Consider the following 20,605-nt stretch of genomic DNA (forward strand, 5'->3'; position numbering starts at 1 on the left):
TCGGCAATCCTCGTTTTTTTGTGATTCTCTTATTTGATCTTATTCAGCTGATCTGCCATGTCTGCCGCACTGCGGTCACCCTCCACCGCTGTGATGATGGGCTGTGCGCCGAGCATGACCGTGGAGCCGTCCGCGTACGCATCCGCAGCGGCGTGCCCATTCTTATAGGCTGCCGCGAGGTTACCCATAACGAAGTAGGCGCGCTCCGCCGAGGTCATACCGTTGGCAGGGGCGGGGGTCACGAACTCCTTTTTGTTGATATAGACGGTGCCGTTGTTCACTGTGACCTTGCCGCCGCTCATCTCAGTCAGCTTCTTGGCGTAGTTGTCACGGCGCGAGGCATTCGACGGATGATCGGCGGCACCGGACATGATGGAGACGACATTGGCGGAGTTGTTGCCGTCCATATCGATGACACGCTGCCATACCGCTGCCGTTGCTCCTGGGTTGTACGGAGAGTGCGAGATGTAGTCAAAGGCGAGGTTATCTGCCTCCCACTCCATCGGCTTGGTGAGTCCCTGTCCGCTCCATATATTGGCGGCGATTGCACCGAGCACCGTACCCGTCGCACTCGCAAGAATCGCAGGCCCGAGCGAACGCTTCATGCCCCTTGCAGGGTGATCCTTCTGCCCGTGCCCCATCTCATGGGCGAGGACGACGGCGATCTCATCCTCGTTATTGAGGTAGTTGTAAAGCCCCGTATTGACGCTCATATTATGTCCGAGCGTACAGAATGCGTTGAAGCTGTTCTCGTTGTTGATGAAATAGAGGTACGGACGGTCATAGATGGTCGCGTCCTGTGAACCGATCGCCGCCGTCAGATTGGTGAAGATGCGGTCGAGCTGATTGTTGAGCGCGTAGTCGTCATTGACCCCGTACTTTTCGCGCAGCTGATTGTTCAGCGCCTGACGACCTTCCTCAGTTGTGTTGTAGTACTTAATCTCCTTGTTCATCTCAGCGGACGCTGCAATACCGCCGACGATCGCACCGATGATGTTGCCCGTGCTTGCCTCGGCCACGGCTGGGGTACTGAGGGTAATGCCACCCGCCATGGAGATGGAGAGAGCAAGTGCGACACCACTTCGCATCAATTTTTTCTTATTCATAATTCCTCCTAACATATGAACCGATGAACATATTATATCGGATGAAAATATTTCTGTCCAGTACAGAGGGAAAGAAGCGTGTCGCTGTAAGCGCAGAGCAGGTTTTAGGAGAGTAGGACTTTTTTCTCCTGCGTGTGCAGAGGGGGCGCTATTCTTGACACCATCCACAAAACACATTAAAATATATAAGAATATGCGCTTATTTATGAACGAGGAGGTGGCCGTTATCTTTACGGAAATACTCATGATAATTATCGCCATTGGCGTTGGCGCTGCAGCCGGCTATACGGCACGCAAGCGTGCGGCAGAGGCACAGATAGGATCAGCCGAAAGTGAAGCAAAACGCATTGTCGACGAGGCCGGGAAGGCGGCGGAGACGAAGCGGAAGGAAGCACTGCTCGAGGCCAAGGAGGAGATCCAGCGGCAGCGGCAGGACTTTGAGCGTGACACGAAGGAACGCCGCAGTGAACTGCAGCGCATGGAGCGTCGTACGATCCAGAAGGAGGAGAATCTCGACCGCAAGCTGGAATCCATCGAGAAAAAGGAGGAAGGTCTCGCACGTAAGGAAGCACGCATCGACAAGACGCAGGCAGAGGTCAGCGCGCTCTATGAGAGTCAGCGGCAGGAGCTCGAGCGCATCTCTGGGCTCTCCTCCGAGGAGGCACGCACCGTGCTCATGGCAGAGGCAGAGGAAGAGCTGAAGCATGAAAAGGCACGCAAGATCAAGGAATATGTCCAGCAGACGAAGGACGAGGCGGACAAGGCAGCACGTGAGATCCTGAGCGTCGCCATCCAGCGCTGTGCTGCCGATCACGTAGCGGAGACGACGGTCTCGGTCGTTGCTCTGCCGAACGATGAGATGAAGGGGCGCATCATCGGGCGCGAGGGGCGCAACATCCGCACATTGGAGACGCTGACGGGCATCGACCTCATCATCGACGATACGCCCGAGGCGGTCATTCTTTCGGGCTTTGATCCCGTACGCCGTGAGGTGGCGCGTATTGCGCTCGAAAAGCTGATTCAGGACGGTCGTATCCATCCCGCACGCATCGAAGAGATGATCGAGAAGGCGCGCCGTGAGGTCGACCAGCGCATCAAGGAGGCGGGGGAGCAGGCGACGTTCGAGACGGGCGTGCACGGCATCCATCCCGAGCTGGTGCGCCTGCTGGGGCGGATGCGCTATCGCACGAGCTACGGACAGAACGTGCTTGCACACTCCATCGAGGTCGCACATCTTGCAGGGCTGATGGCGGCGGAGCTGGACTGCGATGTCATGCTCGCCAAGCGCGGCGGCCTCCTCCATGACATCGGCAAGGCAGTCAGCCATGAGATCGAGGGCCCGCATGTCACAGTGGGCGCCGAACTCGCACGCAAGTACCGTGAGTCGAAGGAGGTCATCAATATCATTGCTTCACATCACGGTGATGAGGAGGCGACAACGGTGGAGGCCGTGCTCGTCGCGGCGGCGGATGCTGTCTCTGCAGCACGTCCCGGCGCACGGCGAGAGAGCCTTGAGTCCTATATCAAGCGACTGAAGGCGCTCGAGGAGATCGCGGAGTCATTTGACGGCGTAGAGCGCTGCTTTGCCATTCAGGCGGGGCGTGAGATCCGCGTGATGGTAAAGCCGGACAAGGTGGATGATGCGGGAGCGGCAGTTCTCGTTCATGATATTGTAAAGAAGATCGAGGGCGATCTTGAGTATCCGGGGCAGATCAAGGCAACGGTGATCCGTGAGACGCGCGTTGTCGATTATGCGAAGTGAGGCAAGAAACATATAAATAGGGGACATCTGCCCTTTATTTATGGGAAATATGGAGGATGGACAATATCCGCGGTGAAAAAGCGGAACTGCCCGACGTTCAACAAGGAGTGCATCATGCAGCAGCTGACCTATATTGTTTTCGGGACTGCCGATGCGCAGCGCAAGGCGGAACAGGCAAAGGAAAAACTGGATCGGATTCCGCATGTGGAGTCTCTGCTCATTACGATTGCCGCCCCCTGTGATATGCCGGCTGAGAAGGCAGGGAGCATGGTGAATGCTGTGCGGGAGATGTTCCCGCATGCGCGGATCCTGGCGCATACCTGTGCCCTCAAGATGGCGGATCTGTGCCTTGATACGGAAGGGGCCATGCTGACCTTTACGGCGTTTGAGTCATCGCGGGTGGAATTTGTCACGGTCAAAGGAAATACGCCGATATCAGAGGCAAAGGAGAGTATTGCCCGCTTTATCGGCACACGTCCGCATACCAAGGCAGTCGAAATCCTTGTGGTCGGCCTTATGGATCAGCTCGGTGCACTGCTTGAGGAGGGCACTGCGATGGACGAACGCATCGCGGTGTTTGGAGCCTTTGTTGATTCGCCGCCTATGGGAGTGCACGGCTATCTGATTGCGGACGATGCGGAGCTGCGGCTTGGAATGGCCGCCATTGTGTTCCACGGAGAGACGCTGGATGCGCATGCAGTACGCAACTTCGGCTGGAATGAACTCGGCCGTGAGATTGTTGCGACACGTGTAGACGGCTGCACGGTCAAGGAGTTGGACGGCGGCATACCGCTGCGTATCTATGAGCGCTATTTCGGCATCAAGGGGAATGGCGACTTCAGTTCGGATGCGGCACTCTTCCCGCTCTGCTTCGAGGAGGAGGATGGCTCAGTCTCCGCGCGTGTCCCTCTTAAGATAGAGGAGGGATCGGGAGAACTCACCTTCGGCCTGCCCATGCAGGCGGGGACGAAGTTTCGCCTTGCTTACGGCGACCCCTACGGCATTCTCACGAAGGCGGCGGAAAACGCACGTGATATGGCTGCGTTCTCACCGCAGGCAATTTTCGGTGTGGCGTGCATCGGGCACTATCTCCTGCTTGGCGAAGATGTCGTGACGGAAATGTCCCCCTGCGCTGGGCTCCCCTCGTCGACTGTATTTGTATTCGCGGAGGTTCGGCGCGTTGGGCGACGCATTGTTCCGGCAAATTTGAATGTCCTGCTCGTAGGCATGAAGGAGAAATCCAATTACGTCAAGGCCGCAAAGCTGGAGCCAAAGCGCGTGGCACCGCTGTCCTACGATCGGAAAATGCTTGCATTCATGTCGCACTTCATCCGTGTTTCGGAGGAGGAGCTGCATACGGTGAATCAGCAGCTCACGCAGCTTGCCATTCGCGACACGCTGACGAATCTGCTGAACCGCCGCGAGATGGAGCGCCTCCTGAAGGAGGCGGTGTCAGTCTCACAGACGCAAAAGACACCACTCTCGGTCATCCTTATGGACATCGACCACTTCAAGGGCGTCAACGATACCTATGGACATGATATGGGGGACAAGGTACTTCTTACGGTGTCGGATGCAATCTCCCACACGATCCGTGGCTCAGATGCGGGCTGCCGCTGGGGTGGGGACGAGTTCTTCATTATTCTTCAGGGGGCGCCGCTCGCAGTTGCGGGCAGAGTCGGGGAGCGTATTCGCCGCAGGGTGGAGGAGGCGAAAATGCCGTTTCACCACAATGTCACGATCAGTGTCGGCGTAGCTGCCTTCGATCCGGAGCAGGATAATGAGCTCCAGCTATTCAAGAATGCTGACGAAGCACTTTATCAGGCGAAGAAGGCAGGACGCAATGTGGTATATGCGCTCGGCTTTGGGCGTGTGAGCAGTGAGGAATAGTCGGTCATGGAAAGGGGGCGCAACATGTGGGATTCTTTTCGCAGTATGTTTTTAGGGCAAAGATCGGTTCGAACGTCTCGTGAACAGGCACGTCCGGGTGTGCAGCTGCTCGCTTCCGTGCTCGTCTGCTTTCCTGAGATTGCGGCGGTTTCCTACGATCCATGCGAGGGAATGCTGACGATGGCTTTTTTCGTTTGCGCACAGCTGTCACCCGCAGAGGCGGAGGCGTTTACCGCGTTTCTTGGTGAGAGCATTGAGAGCTTTCATGCGATCGAGGGGAGTGTTGTGACGGCGATGGACTTCTCCTATGAGCGGCATGATGGGCTCATGATGCTGCATCTCGCACGGCGGATGGATGAGGTGACGGAGCGGGAGATTGGGCTTACGGTACAGCTTCTGACCGATCGCTTCGGCGATGCGCTGCTCGTGGACGTACATGGGGCGGACCTGCCCGATGCGGAATTCCGACAGATGCAGCATGAGACACTCGATCGCATGCTGACCGCCGTACGCGAGATGCCGCTGCGCGATCGTCTCGTTGGGATTCGGGAGCGCGACCAGGTTGTGGTTTATAACCGCTGATGGAGTAAGAGAGGAGGGGACGCCGTGCGCATACTGATCGTCGGTGATGTCGTCGGACACGCGGGACGGCGTGCCTTTCGTGCTCTTACGCCGCGTCTGCGCGCGGAGCGTGGCATTGATGTCGTCATCGTCAATGGAGAGAATTCGGCTGGCGGCAAGGGCTATACGCGCAAGGCGCTCGATGAGCTCTATGCAGGCGGAGCCGATATTGTCACCTCGGGCAATCACGTCTGGGATAAAAAGGAGGTTTTCTCCTTCGTGGATGATGAGCCGTTTCTCATTCGTCCTGCCAACTATCCTGAGGGGGCGCCAGGAAAAGGATTCTGCGTCTTTCCCGCCAAGACGGCGAGCATCGGCGTGATGAATCTCTCGGGGCGGTCGTTTATGCCGCCGATGGACTGTCCCTTCCAGAAGGCAGATGAGATTCTTGCCGTGCTGGAGGGGCAGGCGGATCTCATCGTACTGGATTTTCACGCGGAGACCACGTCGGAGAAACTCGCGATGGCACATTATCTGGACGGCCGTGCGGACATCGTTGTCGGCACGCATACACATGTCCAGACAGCAGATGCGCGTATCCTGCCGGGCGGGACGGCGTACATCACCGATCTCGGCATGGTCGGGGCACAGAATTCGGTGCTCGGCGTGCGCACGGATCTCGTCATTCAGAAGTTCCGTACGGGGATGCCTGTGCGGTTTGATATGGCAGAAGGTCCTGCGGAATACGCGGCGGTCATCGTGGATATTGATCCCGCGGGGCAGCGCCCTGCAACGATTGAACCGCTTTTGCTGCGCGAAGCGGAATAGGGAGTCGAGGAGAAGATATATGCCAAGCGATTTGCATATCCATACGACCTTCTCCGACGGCAGGAATACGCCGGAGGAGATCATGGAAGCGGCAAAGGCTGCGGGGCTGCGCTACATCTCCATTACGGATCACGACTCGGTTGAGGGCGTGACGGAGCTGTATGAGAGCGGACACATTTCCTCCGGCAGCCTGCGGGTGATCCCCGGGGTGGGATTCAGCACGGGCGATGGCGGGCACGACGTCCATATCCTAGGCTACAACATCGACATCTACGATGCGGGGCTGCAGGAAAAACTCGAGGAGATCAGCGAGGCACGGTGGACGCGCTTCACGAAGATCGTGGAGCTCCTGCGCGGCCTCGGTTATGAGATTGGTGAGACTGAGGTGCTGACGGACGAGGGAATGTGCAAGGCAATCGGTCGCTCTCACGTTGCACGCGTGCTGGTGAAAAAGGGCTATTTTGACTCCGTCCGCACTTGCTTCGACCAGCTGCTGAAGCGTGGGCAGCCTGCCTATGTGCCGCATTTCCGCGTCTCTGCCGAAGAGCTCATCAGCCTCATCCGCGGGGCGGGCGGGATCCCCGTCCTCGCAAATCCCAAGTCTGTCGGCGATGAGACGATCATCATGACTCTCGTCGGGCAGGGACTTCAGGGGGTTGAGGCATTTTATCCCACCTACGACAGGCAGGATACGCAGCACTACCTGGATGTGGCGCAGAAGTATGGACTTCTCGTATCGGGCGGCTCGGATTACCGTGGCTTTCCCGGACGCGGAACAGAGAAGATCGGGCAGTTCACGATCGAGGATGTCTATGCGGAAAATTTTTATCGCCCGCCGCAGCATACGTGAGGATACCGTAAAGGAAGCACTGATAAATTCAGCACTACCATCTTGACGCATCTTTTTTGCCCGCACTGTGTCGGCAAATCCTCCACATAGCCCTTGCTATGCGTCCGGTTTGCCTCCTTGTTCGGACTAAAAATCTACGCCAATCTGGCAGACTTCATTTTATCAGTGATTCCTAAAAAGAGGAGGGACACAATGGACGTAATTGCCCTTGTCGGCCCGAGCGGAACGGGAAAAAGTCACCGCGCACTGTGGGTCGCCCGAAAAAATGGCGCAGATGCCATCATTGATGACGGCATCCTCATCAAAGATGGGAAAGTGGTCGGCGGCACATCAGCAAAGAAGGAAAAGAACCGCATCATGGCGGTACGGCGTGCGATTTTCGTCCTTCCGGGACATGCCGCCGAGGTACGGCGCGCGATTGAAGAGTGTGCGCCGCGCCGCATCCTGATCCTCGGCACCTCGGAGAATATGGTGCAGAAGATCGCGAAGGCACTTGGTATCGGTCCAGTCGGTAAGATCATCCGCATCGAGGACGTCGCCTCCAAGAAGGATATGGAGATCGCCCAGTATCACCGCCTGAAACGCGGCGAGCACATCATTCCCGTACCAAGCATCGAACTGAAGCCACATTTTTCGGGTTATCTCATTGACCCGATCAAGAGCTTTTTCAAGACCTCCTCGTCGAAGCGCCGCAAGCTCGGGGAGCGCTCCATCGTACGCCCTGTATTCAGCTACTATGGAAAACTCATCATCGACGACTCAGTTATCAAGAACATCGTGCGCATTGCCGCCGAGCAGTTCGAGAACGTATACCGTGTCGGTGGGACGCGCGTCCGCCATATTGTGCATGGGGACGACGATCTTGGCATCACGGTCTCATTGGAGGTTGTCTTCGCCTATGGACATGCGATCAAGGAGACCATGGTCGCCTTGCGCCATCGTCTGCAGACGGAGATCGAGCGCATGACGGGGATGGTCGTTCACGAGGTCGATATCCTGGTCAAGAGCCTCTATGTCGACGCGCAGCCCTCTCTGCGTGCCGAAGGATAACGCAGTGACGAAAAGCCTTATCATTTTTTAAGAAAAAAAGGCAGAATCAAAAGGATTTTTTATGGGGACGTAGAACTAAATATATATCTATTACGTATGTCGATTTTTGTGTGCGTAAAAATATCGAGGAAAGGAATGTGACGTTTCATGCTGGAGCAGGTGGTCAATACCTCGGTGATAGATGTCAGCAGCCGTGCCATGGCAGCATCGACACTTCGCCATGAGGTGCTCAGCAACAACATCGCCAACGTGAATACACCGAACTTCAAGCGGAGTCATGTCCGCTTTGAGGATCTGCTGAAGAAGGAATTGGGGCTGGAGGACGATCCGCTGATGCCAGTCGTGCGTACGCATGACCGCCACCTCCCGCTAGCGTATCGCGGAAAGGCACACGGTGTCATCGAGCAGGAGAATACGACCAATATGCGCCTGGATGGCAACAATGTCGACATTGACGTTGAGATGGCAGAGGTCGCAAAGAACCAACTTTATTACAATGTACTTGCCAATCAGCTGGGGGGACACATCAGTAGGATGAAGAGTGTCATCACCAGTGGTCAGGGCTGATCGGAGGGCATGATATGGGAATGTTTTTGGGAATTGATACGGCGGCCTCCGGGCTTACAGCGGAACGCCTTCGCATGGACGTGATCTCCAACAATATCGCGAATGCGAATACGACGCGGACGCAGGGCGGGGGTGCCTATCACCGCCGCTATGTCGTGTTTCAGCCGCGTGAGAAGGGACATGGCATCGGCTTTGAGTCCTTCCTGGCACGTGCGTCGAACCGCATGCGCCCCGGTGACGGCGTACGTGCTGTCGGCATTCGCGCAGACAACACGCAGGGACCTCTGGTCTATGAGCCAGGGCATCCGGATGCAAACGCAGACGGCTACGTGGAGCGCCCAAACGTCAACATCGTCGCTGAGATGGTCGACATGATCTCGGCGTCGCGCGGCTACGAGGCGAATACGACGACGATCAATGCAGCGAAGTCCATGGTCAATGCGGCACTCCGCATCGGCGGCGGAAACTGATGCACACATTGTAAGGGGGATCCATTATGGAAGTACAAGCACTGCAAATGACTCCTGTAACGATGCGTGCACCCAGCCATTTGGGCGAGACCATCGACAAATCCCAACGCAAAGATTTCGGCACCTACCTAAAAGATGCCCTCTCCGAAGTCAATCATCTTCAGCTTGCATCAGAGGAGCAGACGAAGCTGCTCGCTGCGGGTGAGGTGGAAGATGTTTCTCAGGTTATCGTGGCAGGGCAGAAGGCTGAAATTGCCCTGCAGCTTACCTTGCAGATGCGCAATCGTGCCGTTTCTGCCTATCAGGAAATCATGCGGATGCAGGTATAACTGAAACTGCCGTTCTGTTTGCACCCTCGCGGGGAAGCACAACCGCGGTGACTTGAAGGGAAAGAGATTATGGGAGAGTGGAAAGAGCGCAGCCTTGCCTTGTGGAAACGCTTTGACAAGCGGCAGCGCTACATCATGCTCGGCTCGGCACTTGCAATTCTCGTACTGGTCTTCGGCCTTAGTTTCTGGTACGGCAGCAAGCCCGATATGGTTCCGCTGTTTACCGACATGGAGACCAAAGATGCGGGCGAGGTCGCGAATCAGCTGCGTGAATCGAAGATCAGCTACGAAATACAGGAGAATAAGTCGGGCACGACGATTCTCGTTCCGACGGCGAATGTGCATGAGGCTCGCCTCAACCTCGCCGTGCAGGGACTTCCGCACGGGAACAAGGGCTTTGAGATCTTCGACGACAGCAAACTCGGCGTGACCGAGTTCCAGAACCGCGTCAACTATCTGCAGGCACTGCAGGGCGAGCTGACGCGTACCATCGAGCAGATCGAGGCAGTCGATAAGGCACGTGTTCACATCGTGCTGCCCGAGGACAGCCTTTACAAAAAAGAGGAGAAGCCGGCGACGGCTTCCATTATGCTGCGCTTGAAGCCGCATGCAGAGCTGACGAAAAAGGAAATTAAAGGTATTGTCAATCTCGCAGCACACAGCATCAAGGGGCTGACGCCGGAGAACATCACCATCGTCGACGATACGGGCAAGATCCTGAATGATCCAGACGATCAGGATGAGAAGGGGCTTGGCGCAAAGACCATCACCCAGCTTGAGATGACGCGCAAGGTGCAGGACAACATCGAGAAAAAGGTGCAGACCCTGCTCGATCAGACGCTCGGGGAAGGGCGTGCATTTGCCCGCGTCAGTGTGGAGCTGGATTTTGACGACCGCTTGACGGATCGTCAGACCTTTACCCCTGTGGTAGATGATGCAGGCATCATCCGCAGCCAGCAGGACATCTCCGAGAGCTACAACGGCAGTTCGACGAATCCCGGTGGCCCTGCGGGCGTCCAGAGTAACGTCCCAGGCTATGTTGAGCAGGAGTCAAACGCGAACGCTGCCTACGAGAAAAAAGAATCCACGAAGAACTATGAGATCAACGAGGAACGCCAGCACGTAATTGCTTCTCCGGGCTCGATCCGCCGTATGACGGTTGCTGTCCTTGTCAATGACGACGTGACGCAGCCGCAGCAGGAGAGCATCCTGCGCACGGTGAGCAGCGCGGCAGGCATCAATCAGACGCGCGGCGATACGATCTCCGTTGAGCCGCTGCCGTTCAGCACGGAGGCGGCAGACCGCCGTGCGGCGGAGTTGCAGGCAGAGAAAGATCGTCAGGACCGCATCTTCTACATGCAGGTTGGCGCCGTTCTTCTCATCATTGCACTCATCGTTGCCGCGATTCTCATGTATCGCCGCAAGAAGCGTCTCGAGCGCGAGGCTGCCGAGGAGGCAAAGCGTCTCGAAGAAGAGCGCCTTGCCGAGGAGCGTGCCGCCGCAATCGCTGCCGGCGAGGTCGAGGAAGAGGATCTCTCTGAGGAGGAGCAGCAGCAGATGAATCAGAAGCTCGCACTGCTTGCGCTTATTGACAGCAAGCCCGAAGAGGTGGCGCTCCTTGTCAAGACGTGGCTTACGGAGGAGGAGTAACCATGCCGGATCTATATGGCAGCGGTGATCTGACCAACCAGCAGAAGGCGGCGATTCTCTTTATCGCCATTGGTCCTGAGTACTCCGCAAAGCTGTTTCAGCACATGGACGACGACGAGATCGAGCAGCTGACGCTTGAGATCGCCAACCAGAAGCAGGTCTCGTCCGCACTCAAGGCGGAGGTCATCTCGGAGTTTTACTCCATGTGCATGGCACAGGACTACATCTCCTCGGGTGGTTTGCAGTATGCTCAGAACGTCCTGGAAAAGGCCCTCGGTCCGGACAAGGCGCTCGAGATCATCAACCGTCTCACGACGAGTCTGCAGGTGCGTCCGTTCGACTTCCTGCGCAAGACCGACCCAGCACAGCTCATCAACTTTATCCAGAACGAGCATCCCCAGACCATCGCCCTCATCATGGCGTATCTGGAGCCAGATCAGGCAGCAATTGTTCTCGGAGCATTGCCTCCAGAGTCTCAGGTCGAGGTCACGAAGCGTATCGCGACCATGGATCGCACCTCGCCGGACTCCATCCGCGAGGTCGAGCGTGTGCTGGAACGGAAGCTGTCGTCCATGGTAACACAGGACTTTACATCGGCAGGTGGCATCAAGGCGATTGTCGAGGTGCTCAACCGCGTCGACCGTACGACGGAGAAGGCGATTGTCGAAACCCTCGAGGTCGACAGCCCCGAGCTTGCCGAAGAGATCAAAAAGCTCATGTTTGTGTTCGAGGACATCGTCCAGATCGACGACCGCTCCCTGCAGCTTGTCCTGCGTCAGGTCGAGACCAAGGATCTCTCCCTCGCGCTCAAGGCAACGCCACAGGAAGTTGCAGAGAAAGTCTACAAGAATATGTCGACGCGTGCGGCAGATATGCTGCGCGAGGAGATCGAGTTCATGGGCCCGGTCAAGATTCGCGACGTGGAGGAGGCACAGCAGAAGGTTGTCGCCGTCATTCGCGTACTCGAGGACAAGGGCGAGATTGTGATTTCGCGCGGCAAGGGAGACGAGATGATTGTCTAGAGTTATCAAGGCCGCCATCTGGGAGGAGAACCCGCATCTCATCGACGTCCCCGCCCCATCCATTCCGCCGTCCGCAGATGGCATGGAGGATGGTGTCAGCGAGGAGACCGTCCAGTTCCTGCTCTCGCGCATCGAGGAGCGTGAACACGCAATTGATGTCCGCAGTGAAGAGCTGGACATGGAGATCGCCGTACGCCGCGGTGAAATCGAACAGGAGCGGGAGAAGCTTCTCAGCGAGGCGAAAGAGCAGATCGAAAAGGATCGCGAGGAGGCGCGTCAAGCGGGGCACGACGAGGGCTTTGCTGCTGGCAGAGAGGCGGGCGAGGCCGCCGTACGCGAGGAGATGGAGGATTTCATCCGCCAGACCAACGCGAAGGCGGAGAAGACCCTGCGCGATGCACACGACGCGATGCGTGACTACCTCATGCAGGCGGAGGAGGTCATCGTATCTATTGCGATGACTGCCGTGGAGCGCGTTCTTCCGCAGCATTTCATTGATGTGCCGCAGATGGTTCTGCCCATTGTGCGCGATGCCATCGAGCGCGTCAAGGATCAGAAAGAGATTGTCGTCCACGTTCCGCCGGACAGCTATGACTTTGTGCTGATGGCACGCGATGAACTGCGTGGCATTGTGACAGCGGGGGACAGCAGTCTCTCGATTACATCCGATGAGAGCCTGAAGCCGGGCGACTGTTTGGTGGAGACGCCGAACGGCAGCGTTGATGCGCGTTTGCAGACGCAGATCGAACAGCTGAAAAAAGCGGTGCGGGAAGTTATGCTATGAATACGAGTGAAACGGGGGGAAATCCCCCATTTTCCATAAATATCCATAAGTTTAAGGATGCGCTCCGCGCTGCTTCACCGATGAAGCTGACGGGTAAGGTGACGCAGATCATCGGGTTGGTCATCGAGTCGCAGGGGCCGACGGTGACCGTCGGTGAGCTCTGCTATGTGAGCTCTCACTTTGCAGGGATGCCGCCCGTGCCGGCGGAGGTCGTCGGATTTCGCGAGGGGAGCGTTCTCCTCATGCCGGTCGGCGAGATGCAGGGCATTGGCCCTGGCTGCGAGGTTGTCGCAACGGGGCGCCAGCTCCGCGTGAAGGTTGGTATGGAGCTGCTCGGCCGTGTGCTTGACGGACTCGGCAATCCAATCGACGGCAAGGGCCCCATCCTCGCCAAGGAGGAGTATCCCCTGCAGGCGCCGCCGCCGCCTCCGTTGACGCGGCCGCGCATCCATGACAACCTCTACGTTGGTGTGCGCGCGATTGACGGGCTCATCACGATGGGGGACGGACAGCGCATCGGCATCATGGCGGGCTCCGGCGTTGGCAAGTCCACGCTGCTCTCCATGATTGCACGCAATACAGAGGCGGACATCAGTGTCATCACGCTCGTCGGAGAGCGCGGACGTGAGGTGCGCGATTTCATCGAGCGCGATCTCGGCGAGGAGGGGCTGAAACGCTCCGTTGTCGTGGTTGCCACCTCTGACCAGCCGGCACTTGTCCGCATCAAGGGAGCTATGACGGGAACGGCGATTGCGGAGTACTTTCGCGATCAGGGGCGCAAGGTAGTGCTCATGATGGATTCCGTAACACGATTTGCGATGGCGCAGCGTGAGGTCGGGCTCACCATCGGCGAGCCGCCTGCGACACGCGGCTATACCCCATCGGTTTTCGCCATGTTGCCGCGTCTCCTAGAGCGCGCCGGAACGAGCGAAAAGGGATCCATTACGGGCATCTATACCGTGCTGGTTGACGGCGACGATATGAATGAGCCGATCGCTGATGCGGTGCGTTCGATCCTAGACGGGCATATCGTGCTCTCGCGGCGGATCGCCGCGCAGAACCATTTTCCTGCCATCGACGTACTCAGCAGCGTCAGTCGTGTCATGTATGAGGTCGTTGCGAAGAATCATCTCGAGGCGGCGCAGGAAATGCGTCAACTCATGGCCGTCTATCAAGAAGCGGAGGATCTCATCCACATCGGTGCGTACGTCAAGGGCTCCAGCCCGAAGATCGACGCCGCAATCCAGAAGATCGACGGCATCAACGACTTTCTCTGTCAGGACATCTACGAGGTGACTTCCTACGCGGAGACGGAGCAACAGCTCATCGGCCTGACAGGGAAAGAAACGTCCGCAAATGAGGCGGCATCATGAAAAAATTTCGCTTTCAGCTCGAGACCTTGCTCAAGGTGACGCGCATGAAGAAGGAAGAGGCGGAGGTCGCCTTTGCCAAAGCTGTGCGAGCTCTGGAGGAGGAACGTGCCTATCAGCGGCAGCTGCTCGAGGAGATGGCACAGGGACAGCGTGACTACGAGAAGATCTCCAAGGAGGGCACGCACATCAAGATCGGTCGGCTCATGAGTTTTAACCAATTCTTTGGATGGAAACGGCAGCAGATCGAAGATCAGCAACAGGTGATCCTGCGGGCGAACGCCGTGCGCCAGAAAGCACTGAAAGTACTGATGGAGCAGATGAGCGCGCTCAAGAGCATTGAGAAACTAAGGGAAAAACGCCTTGCCGAGTACAAGGCGGAGGCACTGCGGGAAGAGCAGAAGATGCTTGATGAGATCGGCCTGCAGCTGACCATGCGCAATAGGGAATGGGAGGAAGCCGTATGATAGATCTTTCGGGCATTCAGCAGATTCAGGCGCGCATCGCCGAGATCGAGGGAGAATTCAACCTCAAACAGCAGAATCTCCCGGGGTTGGATTTCGCTTCAAAACTCCAGCAGGAGATCGATAAGAACACGGCTGCGGCGGCGTCCAAAGCACAGGCTGCGCAGCGTGTTGACGGGACAAAGCCCGTTGCATCACCGGCGCACGCGGAGAAGGCAGGAAAGGCGGAACTGGCCAATCCCGACCTCACGCAGATGATTCATCAGGCGGCACAGAAGTACCACGTCGACCCAAAACTCGTTTCGGCCGTCGCCGAGGTCGAGTCGGGCGGACATCAGGATGCCGTCTCTCCTGCGGGCGCGGTCGGCGTCATGCAGCTCATGCCGGAGACTGCCGCCGGGCTTGGGGTTGACCCGTACAGTGCGGAGGGCAATGTTGAGGGCGGCGCGAAGTATCTGAGCGAGCTGATGAACACCTTCGGCGGCGATGTGAAGAAGGCGGTTGCTGCCTACAACGCAGGACCCAATGCGGTAAAGGCATACGGCGGCGTACCTCCCTATGCGGAGACGCAGGATTACGTGAATCGCGTCCTCGATATATACCGCTAATCGGATGAGATGGGCAGGATAAGGGGAAGAGAAAGAGGGCAGGAAATCCATGCGGAAAAAACTGAAGATCCTATTGGTGCTGATCTTAATCCTCGTGCTGATTGTAGGCGGATTTGCTCTCGGCGTCTATCTCCGTCTCTTTGATACGAAGGAGCTCAACGAGGAGTATAAACTCCATGAGCTGCCTGTGGTCGGTGAGTACTTTGTGCCGCCGGCGGAGAGCGAGGAAGAGAGTTCGCAGTCCTCGTCCGCATCGTCTTCGACGACGAGCACGGCAACGAAGCAAAAGAAGGTACCGGAGAGCGTCAAGATCACCAAAGAGGAAATCGAAAAGCAGCAGAAGGAACGCGAGACGGCAGAGAAGAAGCGAATCACGAAGCTCGCACGCCTCTACAACGATATGAAGCCGGCGGATGCTGCCAAGGTCATGGAGTCGCTCGACATCAATCTCTGCATTGCCATTCTCCAGCGTATGGACGAAGGAAATGCGGCGAAGGTGCTGACGGAGTTCGAGCCTGACCGTGCGGCGCAGATCACACAGATCATGTATGAGGGCGCACCGCGCCGTGCGACGACACGTCGCAATGCTCCTGTGCCGGGTGAGGCAGAGGAAAGTGCTGTCCCCGGAGAAGCGCAGAGCGCACCGCCAGAACAATAATACACTGATGAAGATGCAGTGCTGAGTGAATCGACACTGCCGCAGAGGGTCAATGGGAGAGCCTGTGAAGCTGCTGGAAGGAATCGCTGAATCGAGCGGTGCTGCCCAAGCTCTTCGCAGGCTTTTTGGAAGTCTGTCCGTGGGGATGGTCAAACTTCCGTTAGGGGGTATACGCTTGCGCCGCATATTTTTACTGGCCGCCGCACTTCTCATCGGGATGCTCGGCGTCCTCCTTCCCGCAGGGACAGCAGATGCCGCGTTCAGCGACCGGACAAAGGATATGGCGAAGATCACGGGCATCCGCATTGGACGCACCGAGGGAAATGTCCGCATCGTGGTGGACTCTGATCATCCCGTCACCTATCGGCAGTTCGTCCTAGCGAACCCGACACGCGTTGTACTGGACGTTCAAAATGCGTGGATCATGCCAGAGGCAAAGAAAAACGTTTCGGTGAATTCGCCCCTCGTTTCGGGGGTCCGCGCCGCACAGTTCGATGAGAAAACGGTGCGCATCGTGGTGGATACGACCGTCGGGAAGGACGGCTGGAAGGTGTTCTCCCTCGATGGTGGAAAGCCGCGCATCGTCCTAGACTTTGGCCGTACGCCGAAGGTCACGGCGGGGACGAAGGCACCGCCGGCAAAGCCTGCCCCAGCGCAGCAGCCGACCAAACCTGTAAAGCCTGCTCCGCCCAAGACGACGTCTCCCTCAGATCAACGGGATGGCGACCATACAGGCGACGATGTCGGCCATGATATCTCCGACATCATCGGCCTCAAGGGGAAGAAGATTGCCATTGACCCCGGTCATGGGGGCAGCGACTCGGGCGCGATTGGTCCGACGGGGGTCATGGAGAAGAATGTGACGATGCGCGTCAGCCGCGAGCTGAAGCGTCTTCTTGAGGCAGAGGGCGCGACGGTCGTGCTCACGCGTACGACGGATACGGAGGTCTCTGACAAGGGGGCAAATGCCACGGCAGTCGAGGAACTGGAGGCGCGCTGCGAGATCGCAAATCGCGCGAATGCGGATATCTTCCTTTCGATTCATGCTGATGCGTTTACCAATCGCGAGGTCAAGGGGACGACCGCGTACTACTATGCAAAGGCATCGGAGAAATCCAAACGCCTTGCCGACTGCGTGCGTCTGGCGCTCATTGACGCCATCGGGACACTCGACCGCGGCACGCAGACCTGCAATTTCTACGTCGTGAAGCATACGGATATGCCCGCCACACTCGTGGAGATCTCCTTCATCTCGAACGCAGATGAGGAGCGGATGATGAACAGTGAGGAGGGCGTCAAAAATATCGCGCGCGGCATTGCGGACGGGATTGCAGACTATTTTGGATGATTGATGAGAGGGGAGGGAGACCTTGAAGGAGGTTCACGGCTATCCGGCACGTGCACGGCAGTTCTTTATCGTGCTCTTTCCCATACTGATCACGCAGATTTCCCTCATGGCACCGGGATTCTTCAATACGGTCATGGCGGGACACATTAGCAAGGAGGATCTCGCGGGTGTTGCCGTCGGCGCGAGCATCTTCTTCCCCGTATTCGGTGCATTCATCGGACTGATTTCGGGACTCACTCCTATCATTGCACAGCACTACGGGGCAGGGCACACGCGTGAGATTCGGAGCGTCGTTCAGCAGAGCTTCTGCTGGGCGACGCTCCTTGCTGTACTGCTCTATGCAATCGGCGCACTCACCGTTCCTCATCTCGTGCACGCACTCGCGCTCGAGCCCGTGGTGGAGGGGATCACCCTGCGCTATCTCTCCTACATTGGTTGGGGGGTCATCCCCATTGCCGTGGCGAGCGTCCTGCGCAACCTCATCGATGCGCATGGGCGGACGCGATTAACCATGCTCATCACCATGACGACCGTGCCGCTCAACATCGTACTCAATTACATCTTCATGTACGGCGCGTGCGGCGTCCCCGCCTTCGGCGGAGCAGGTGCAGGACTGGGGGCGGCGCTCAGCTACTGTGTCAATCTCATCCTCAACATCGTCGTCACACTGCGTATGGCGCAGTTCCGCCGCTATCGCGTCTTTTCGCATCTGCCGCGCCCTGCACTCGGAACATGGCGGGCACTGCTTGCCATCTGCGTCCCCATCGGGCTGACGGTATTTTGTGAGCAGAGCATCTTCGGCGCGGTCGGCCTTTTGATGGCGGCGTACGGGACGACGGTGCTTGCGGCGCATCAGGCGGCGATGAATTTCACCACCATCGTCTATATGCTGCCGCTCTCCGTCTCCATGGCGATTACGATTCTCGTCGGCTATGAGATCGGCGGCGGCCGCGAGAGCGGTGCGCGCGCCTACATCCGCCTCAGCCGCGTACTCACGCTGCTCTTCGTCGGTGTCGTTGCACTCGTCCTCGCAGCCATGCGCGATACGGTCGCCGCGCTCTACACGACGGATCCCGCCGTACAGGAGCTGCTGCAGGTGTTTCTTCTCTACGCGCTCCTCATGCAGTTCAGCGACTGTGTCAATGCGCCGCTGCAGGGGGCGCTGCGCGGGTACAAGGACGTGACGGTGACGTTCTGGCTCGCCATTCTGTCCTTCTGGGGGATCGGACTGCCGAGTGGGTATCTGCTCGCGCTGTATACCAATCTCGGTCCGTATGGCTACTGGGCGGGGCTGATCGGCGGGATCGTCGTCGGCGCGGTGCTCCTCATGATCCGCCTGCGCATCATCGAGCAGCGGATGCGCAGAACGATGCAGGCCGAGCAGTCATAAAGGCTGTGCTCTGTGAAAAAATCCTATTGAATTTACCCTGAAATATGGTATGATAATGCCAATGGAACGGGGGATTCGGTATATAATCTCTTCGTAGGATTGATGTGACATAGCTGTGTGATTTTTTTCACTTTATGAGAAGGGGATTTGTCATGGCAGATCAGAAGCATGTTGTCATCGTTGGTGCGGGGTTTGGCGGAGTGCACCTTGCCAAGGAGTTGGCAAAGGAGAACGTGCGCATTACGCTCGTTGACCGTCACAACTACCATCTGTTTCAGCCGCTGCTCTATCAGGTGAGTACGGCGGTGCTCTCTGCATCTGAGATTGCCTATCCGACGCGTGCGTTTTTCCGGAACAACAACAATGTTAATTTCTTTATGGCAAAAGCGACGGGCGTCGATCAGGGACGGCGCGTCCTGCTGACGGATCACGGCGAGATCTCTTACGATTATCTCGTTCTTGCGGCAGGCGGCACGACGAACTTCTTTGGGAATGAGAGTGTTGCGCGCAACTCCTACGGCATGAAAACGCTGCAGGAGGCGATTGCCCTGCGCGGACACATTGTGCATGAGTTCGAGCGTGCCTCGAAGAAGACCGATCCCTCTCATACGGAAGAGCGCCTTCGCCACCTCAACTTCGTCATCGTCGGCGGCGGTGCGACGGGCATCGAGATGGCAGGTGCGATCATGGAGCTCATCGGCGTATTCAAGAAAGAGTTCCATAACATTGATTTCTCCGAGGTGCACGTTACGCTGCTTGAAGCGATGGGCTCCGTCCTGCCGATGGTGCCGCCCGATCTGCAGCAGCACACCATCGACGTCCTGCGCAATAAGGGCGTTGATGTACGTCTCAACACAGCGGTGACGGCGTATGACGGCAACGATCTCGTCCTCAAGGATGGAGAGATCATTTCAACGAAGACCGTGATCTGGGCGGCAGGCGTGCGTGCGCAGGACTTCATCAAGGACTGCGGCGGCGAGGTTGACCGCGCGGGGCGCATCATTGTCGAGGAGAACCTTCTCGTAAAGGGCAGCGACTGTGTCTTCGCGATCGGCGACTGCGCGAACTTCCAGCACGGAACGGAGCGTCCGCTGCCGACAGTCGCCCCCGTGGCGACGCAGGAGGCAATGCAGGTCAAGGCGAACATCATGGCACTCATCAGTGGGAAGATGCCCGACCAGCTCGGCAAGTTTGTCTACCATGACCTTGGCGCGATGGCGACCATCGGCAGGGGCGAGGCGGTCATGAACGGACCAATGCCCGTACTTGGATTCAATCTCAAGGCAAGCGGCTTCTTTGCGTGGTTTGCGTGGATGCTTGTCCATCTCATCCGACTTGCTGGAAAATATGCAGACTTTACCGTTTCTATCAAGTGGATCTGGAACTTCTTTTTCGGCACGCGTCTTGCCCGCATCATTCACAGCAAGCTGGAGTAGGACTTGCGCATATTAATATTTTATGCTATACTTGCGCGGTAATGAACGCAGGGCGTTTGTTTCCATACGTAAGAAATCACGGATCCGTAAAGCCGCTCAAATGGGCTTCGTATGGGTTTGTGCTTCCTTCACCCGTTCTCGGCGAGACAGTCGAGTTCAACCAAGCGCACATAAGGGTGCTTGTATCCGGCAAAAGAAACGAGGTGTATCAACATGAAAGAAGGCATTCATCCCGAGTACTTCGAGGCGACGGTGACGTGCGGCTGCGGCAATACGTTCACGACCGGTTCGACGAAGAAGGATCTGCGTATCGATGTCTGCTCGAAGTGCCATCCGTTCTTCACGGGGCGTCAGCGTGACGTTCAGGCGGGCGGACGCATCGAGAAGTTCCAGAAGCGCTACGCGAAGAAATAGTGACGGCGGTGAGGTGCACTGCACCTTGCCTCTTCACCGCACGAAAAT

General features: G+C 57.3%; 22 protein-coding genes. 20 read left to right on the forward strand and 2 right to left on the reverse strand.

The features are described from left to right. Positions 1 to 29: 29 nt before the first annotated feature. Complete coding sequence (locus AXE86_RS08400; RefSeq protein ID WP_039981378.1) at positions 30 to 1,106, reverse strand: M48 family metalloprotease; 1,077 nt, start codon at positions 1,104 to 1,106, stop codon at positions 30 to 32. Between the two features lie 205 nt (positions 1,107 to 1,311). Here AXE86_RS08400 and rny point away from each other — a divergent pair, with 205 nt between their 5' ends. The 5 genes from rny to AXE86_RS08425 all read left to right on the forward strand — a co-directional run bounded on the left by rny (position 1,312) and on the right by AXE86_RS08425 (position 6,997). Beyond that, positions 1,312 to 2,868 (forward strand): ribonuclease Y, encoded by a 1,557-nt coding sequence (gene rny / locus AXE86_RS08405; RefSeq protein WP_170950782.1) that lies wholly within the window; start codon positions 1,312 to 1,314, stop codon positions 2,866 to 2,868. A 114-nt stretch (positions 2,869 to 2,982) separates the two neighbouring features. Then, positions 2,983 to 4,758 carry a sensor domain-containing diguanylate cyclase gene (locus AXE86_RS08410; protein ID WP_061946975.1) on the forward strand — a complete coding sequence of 592 codons (1,776 nt, stop codon included), beginning with the start codon at positions 2,983 to 2,985 and terminating at the stop codon, positions 4,756 to 4,758. 24 nt (positions 4,759 to 4,782) lie between these two features. Next, positions 4,783 to 5,340, forward strand: coding sequence for a hypothetical protein (locus AXE86_RS08415; RefSeq protein ID WP_039981380.1), 558 nt, complete (start codon positions 4,783 to 4,785; stop codon positions 5,338 to 5,340). 24 nt (positions 5,341 to 5,364) lie between these two features. Beyond that, positions 5,365 to 6,147, forward strand: a complete 783-nt coding sequence (locus AXE86_RS08420; RefSeq protein ID WP_009753967.1) for a TIGR00282 family metallophosphoesterase — start codon at positions 5,365 to 5,367, stop codon at positions 6,145 to 6,147. Between the two features lie 19 nt (positions 6,148 to 6,166). Next, positions 6,167 to 6,997 carry a PHP domain-containing protein gene (locus AXE86_RS08425; RefSeq protein ID WP_061946225.1) on the forward strand — a complete coding sequence of 277 codons (831 nt, stop codon included), beginning with the start codon at positions 6,167 to 6,169 and terminating at the stop codon, positions 6,995 to 6,997. On the opposite strand, the gene AXE86_RS13365 is transcribed toward AXE86_RS08425, so the two are convergent. Beyond that, positions 6,973 to 7,131 carry a secretion protein HlyD gene (locus tag AXE86_RS13365; protein WP_071884715.1) on the reverse strand — a complete coding sequence of 53 codons (159 nt, stop codon included), beginning with the start codon at positions 7,129 to 7,131 and terminating at the stop codon, positions 6,973 to 6,975. The genes AXE86_RS08425 and AXE86_RS13365 overlap by 25 nt on opposite strands. A gap of 58 nt (positions 7,132 to 7,189) precedes the next feature. On the opposite strand from AXE86_RS13365, the gene AXE86_RS08430 reads away from it, so the two are divergent. The 15 genes from AXE86_RS08430 (at position 7,190) to rpmE (ending at position 20,557) form a co-directional block, all read left to right on the forward strand. Beyond that, positions 7,190 to 8,047 carry an Asp23/Gls24 family envelope stress response protein gene (locus tag AXE86_RS08430; protein WP_061946227.1) on the forward strand — a complete coding sequence of 286 codons (858 nt, stop codon included), beginning with the start codon at positions 7,190 to 7,192 and terminating at the stop codon, positions 8,045 to 8,047. A gap of 147 nt (positions 8,048 to 8,194) precedes the next feature. Continuing rightward, entirely contained in the window at positions 8,195 to 8,614 is a 420-nt protein-coding gene (gene flgB / locus AXE86_RS08435; RefSeq protein WP_061946229.1) for a flagellar basal body rod protein FlgB, read from the forward strand. Between the two features lie 14 nt (positions 8,615 to 8,628). Continuing rightward, the gene (gene flgC / locus AXE86_RS08440) at positions 8,629 to 9,084 is read left to right on the forward strand and encodes a flagellar basal body rod protein FlgC (RefSeq protein WP_050341467.1); all 456 of its coding nucleotides are present in this window, start codon (positions 8,629 to 8,631) and stop codon (positions 9,082 to 9,084) included. A 26-nt stretch (positions 9,085 to 9,110) separates the two neighbouring features. Further along, the gene (fliE, locus tag AXE86_RS08445) at positions 9,111 to 9,413 is read left to right on the forward strand and encodes a flagellar hook-basal body complex protein FliE (protein WP_009753972.1); all 303 of its coding nucleotides are present in this window, start codon (positions 9,111 to 9,113) and stop codon (positions 9,411 to 9,413) included. Positions 9,414 to 9,482: 69 nt separating this feature from the next. Further along, positions 9,483 to 11,063, forward strand: a complete 1,581-nt coding sequence (gene fliF, locus AXE86_RS08450; protein ID WP_061946231.1) for a flagellar basal-body MS-ring/collar protein FliF — start codon at positions 9,483 to 9,485, stop codon at positions 11,061 to 11,063. A 2-nt stretch (positions 11,064 to 11,065) separates the two neighbouring features. Beyond that, positions 11,066 to 12,085: a flagellar motor switch protein FliG gene (gene fliG, locus AXE86_RS08455; RefSeq protein ID WP_009753974.1), complete on the forward strand. Its 1,020-nt coding sequence runs from the start codon at positions 11,066 to 11,068 to the stop codon at positions 12,083 to 12,085. Continuing rightward, positions 12,078 to 12,869 (forward strand): FliH/SctL family protein, encoded by a 792-nt coding sequence (locus tag AXE86_RS08460; protein ID WP_061946232.1) that lies wholly within the window; start codon positions 12,078 to 12,080, stop codon positions 12,867 to 12,869. Before fliG ends, AXE86_RS08460 begins: the two co-directional genes overlap by 8 nt. Beyond that, the gene (gene fliI / locus AXE86_RS08465) at positions 12,866 to 14,242 is read left to right on the forward strand and encodes a flagellar protein export ATPase FliI (protein ID WP_061946233.1); all 1,377 of its coding nucleotides are present in this window, start codon (positions 12,866 to 12,868) and stop codon (positions 14,240 to 14,242) included. The genes AXE86_RS08460 and fliI overlap by 4 nt, the downstream gene beginning before the upstream one ends. Beyond that, the gene (fliJ, locus tag AXE86_RS08470; RefSeq protein WP_009753977.1) at positions 14,239 to 14,706 is read left to right on the forward strand and encodes a flagellar export protein FliJ; all 468 of its coding nucleotides are present in this window, start codon (positions 14,239 to 14,241) and stop codon (positions 14,704 to 14,706) included. The genes fliI and fliJ overlap by 4 nt, the downstream gene beginning before the upstream one ends. Continuing rightward, entirely contained in the window at positions 14,703 to 15,311 is a 609-nt protein-coding gene (locus tag AXE86_RS08475; protein WP_061946234.1) for a lytic transglycosylase domain-containing protein, read from the forward strand. The genes fliJ and AXE86_RS08475 overlap by 4 nt, the downstream gene beginning before the upstream one ends. A gap of 49 nt (positions 15,312 to 15,360) precedes the next feature. Further along, complete coding sequence (locus AXE86_RS08480) at positions 15,361 to 15,969, forward strand: MotE family protein (protein ID WP_009753979.1); 609 nt, start codon at positions 15,361 to 15,363, stop codon at positions 15,967 to 15,969. Between the two features lie 175 nt (positions 15,970 to 16,144). Next, positions 16,145 to 17,317, forward strand: coding sequence for an N-acetylmuramoyl-L-alanine amidase (locus AXE86_RS08485; RefSeq protein ID WP_061946235.1), 1,173 nt, complete (start codon positions 16,145 to 16,147; stop codon positions 17,315 to 17,317). Between the two features lie 22 nt (positions 17,318 to 17,339). Beyond that, positions 17,340 to 18,707, forward strand: a complete 1,368-nt coding sequence (locus AXE86_RS08490) for an MATE family efflux transporter (protein WP_061946236.1) — start codon at positions 17,340 to 17,342, stop codon at positions 18,705 to 18,707. 152 nt (positions 18,708 to 18,859) lie between these two features. Next, positions 18,860 to 20,143 (forward strand): NAD(P)/FAD-dependent oxidoreductase, encoded by a 1,284-nt coding sequence (locus AXE86_RS08495; RefSeq protein WP_061946237.1) that lies wholly within the window; start codon positions 18,860 to 18,862, stop codon positions 20,141 to 20,143. A gap of 213 nt (positions 20,144 to 20,356) precedes the next feature. Next, positions 20,357 to 20,557, forward strand: a complete 201-nt coding sequence (gene rpmE, locus AXE86_RS08500; RefSeq protein WP_009753984.1) for a 50S ribosomal protein L31 — start codon at positions 20,357 to 20,359, stop codon at positions 20,555 to 20,557. Positions 20,558 to 20,605: the final 48 nt, after the last annotated feature.

This window comes from Selenomonas sp. oral taxon 136, from assembly GCF_001554015.1.
In the GTDB taxonomy this organism is placed as follows: Bacteria; Bacillota; Negativicutes; order Selenomonadales; family Selenomonadaceae; genus Centipeda; species Centipeda felix.

Bases quoted from the DNA above. Each gene is read 5' to 3' on its own strand.
- AXE86_RS08400 (WP_039981378.1), bottom strand. From the start codon at position 1,106: ATGAATAAGAAAAAATTGATGCGAAGTGGTGTCGCACTTGCTCTCTCC.
- rny (WP_170950782.1), top strand. From the start codon at position 1,312: ATGAACGAGGAGGTGGCCGTTATCTTTACGGAAATACTCATGATAATT.
- AXE86_RS08410 (WP_061946975.1), top strand. From the start codon at position 2,983: ATGCAGCAGCTGACCTATATTGTTTTCGGGACTGCCGATGCGCAGCGC.
- AXE86_RS08415 (WP_039981380.1), top strand. From the start codon at position 4,783: ATGTGGGATTCTTTTCGCAGTATGTTTTTAGGGCAAAGATCGGTTCGA.
- AXE86_RS08425 (WP_061946225.1), top strand. From the start codon at position 6,167: ATGCCAAGCGATTTGCATATCCATACGACCTTCTCCGACGGCAGGAAT.
- AXE86_RS08430 (WP_061946227.1), top strand. From the start codon at position 7,190: ATGGACGTAATTGCCCTTGTCGGCCCGAGCGGAACGGGAAAAAGTCAC.
- flgB (WP_061946229.1), top strand. From the start codon at position 8,195: ATGCTGGAGCAGGTGGTCAATACCTCGGTGATAGATGTCAGCAGCCGT.
- flgC (WP_050341467.1), top strand. From the start codon at position 8,629: ATGGGAATGTTTTTGGGAATTGATACGGCGGCCTCCGGGCTTACAGCG.
- fliE (WP_009753972.1), top strand. From the start codon at position 9,111: ATGGAAGTACAAGCACTGCAAATGACTCCTGTAACGATGCGTGCACCC.
- fliF (WP_061946231.1), top strand. From the start codon at position 9,483: ATGGGAGAGTGGAAAGAGCGCAGCCTTGCCTTGTGGAAACGCTTTGAC.
- fliG (WP_009753974.1), top strand. From the start codon at position 11,066: ATGCCGGATCTATATGGCAGCGGTGATCTGACCAACCAGCAGAAGGCG.
- fliI (WP_061946233.1), top strand. From the start codon at position 12,866: ATGAATACGAGTGAAACGGGGGGAAATCCCCCATTTTCCATAAATATC.
- fliJ (WP_009753977.1), top strand. From the start codon at position 14,239: ATGAAAAAATTTCGCTTTCAGCTCGAGACCTTGCTCAAGGTGACGCGC.
- AXE86_RS08475 (WP_061946234.1), top strand. From the start codon at position 14,703: ATGATAGATCTTTCGGGCATTCAGCAGATTCAGGCGCGCATCGCCGAG.
- AXE86_RS08480 (WP_009753979.1), top strand. From the start codon at position 15,361: ATGCGGAAAAAACTGAAGATCCTATTGGTGCTGATCTTAATCCTCGTG.
- AXE86_RS08495 (WP_061946237.1), top strand. From the start codon at position 18,860: ATGGCAGATCAGAAGCATGTTGTCATCGTTGGTGCGGGGTTTGGCGGA.
- rpmE (WP_009753984.1), top strand. From the start codon at position 20,357: ATGAAAGAAGGCATTCATCCCGAGTACTTCGAGGCGACGGTGACGTGC.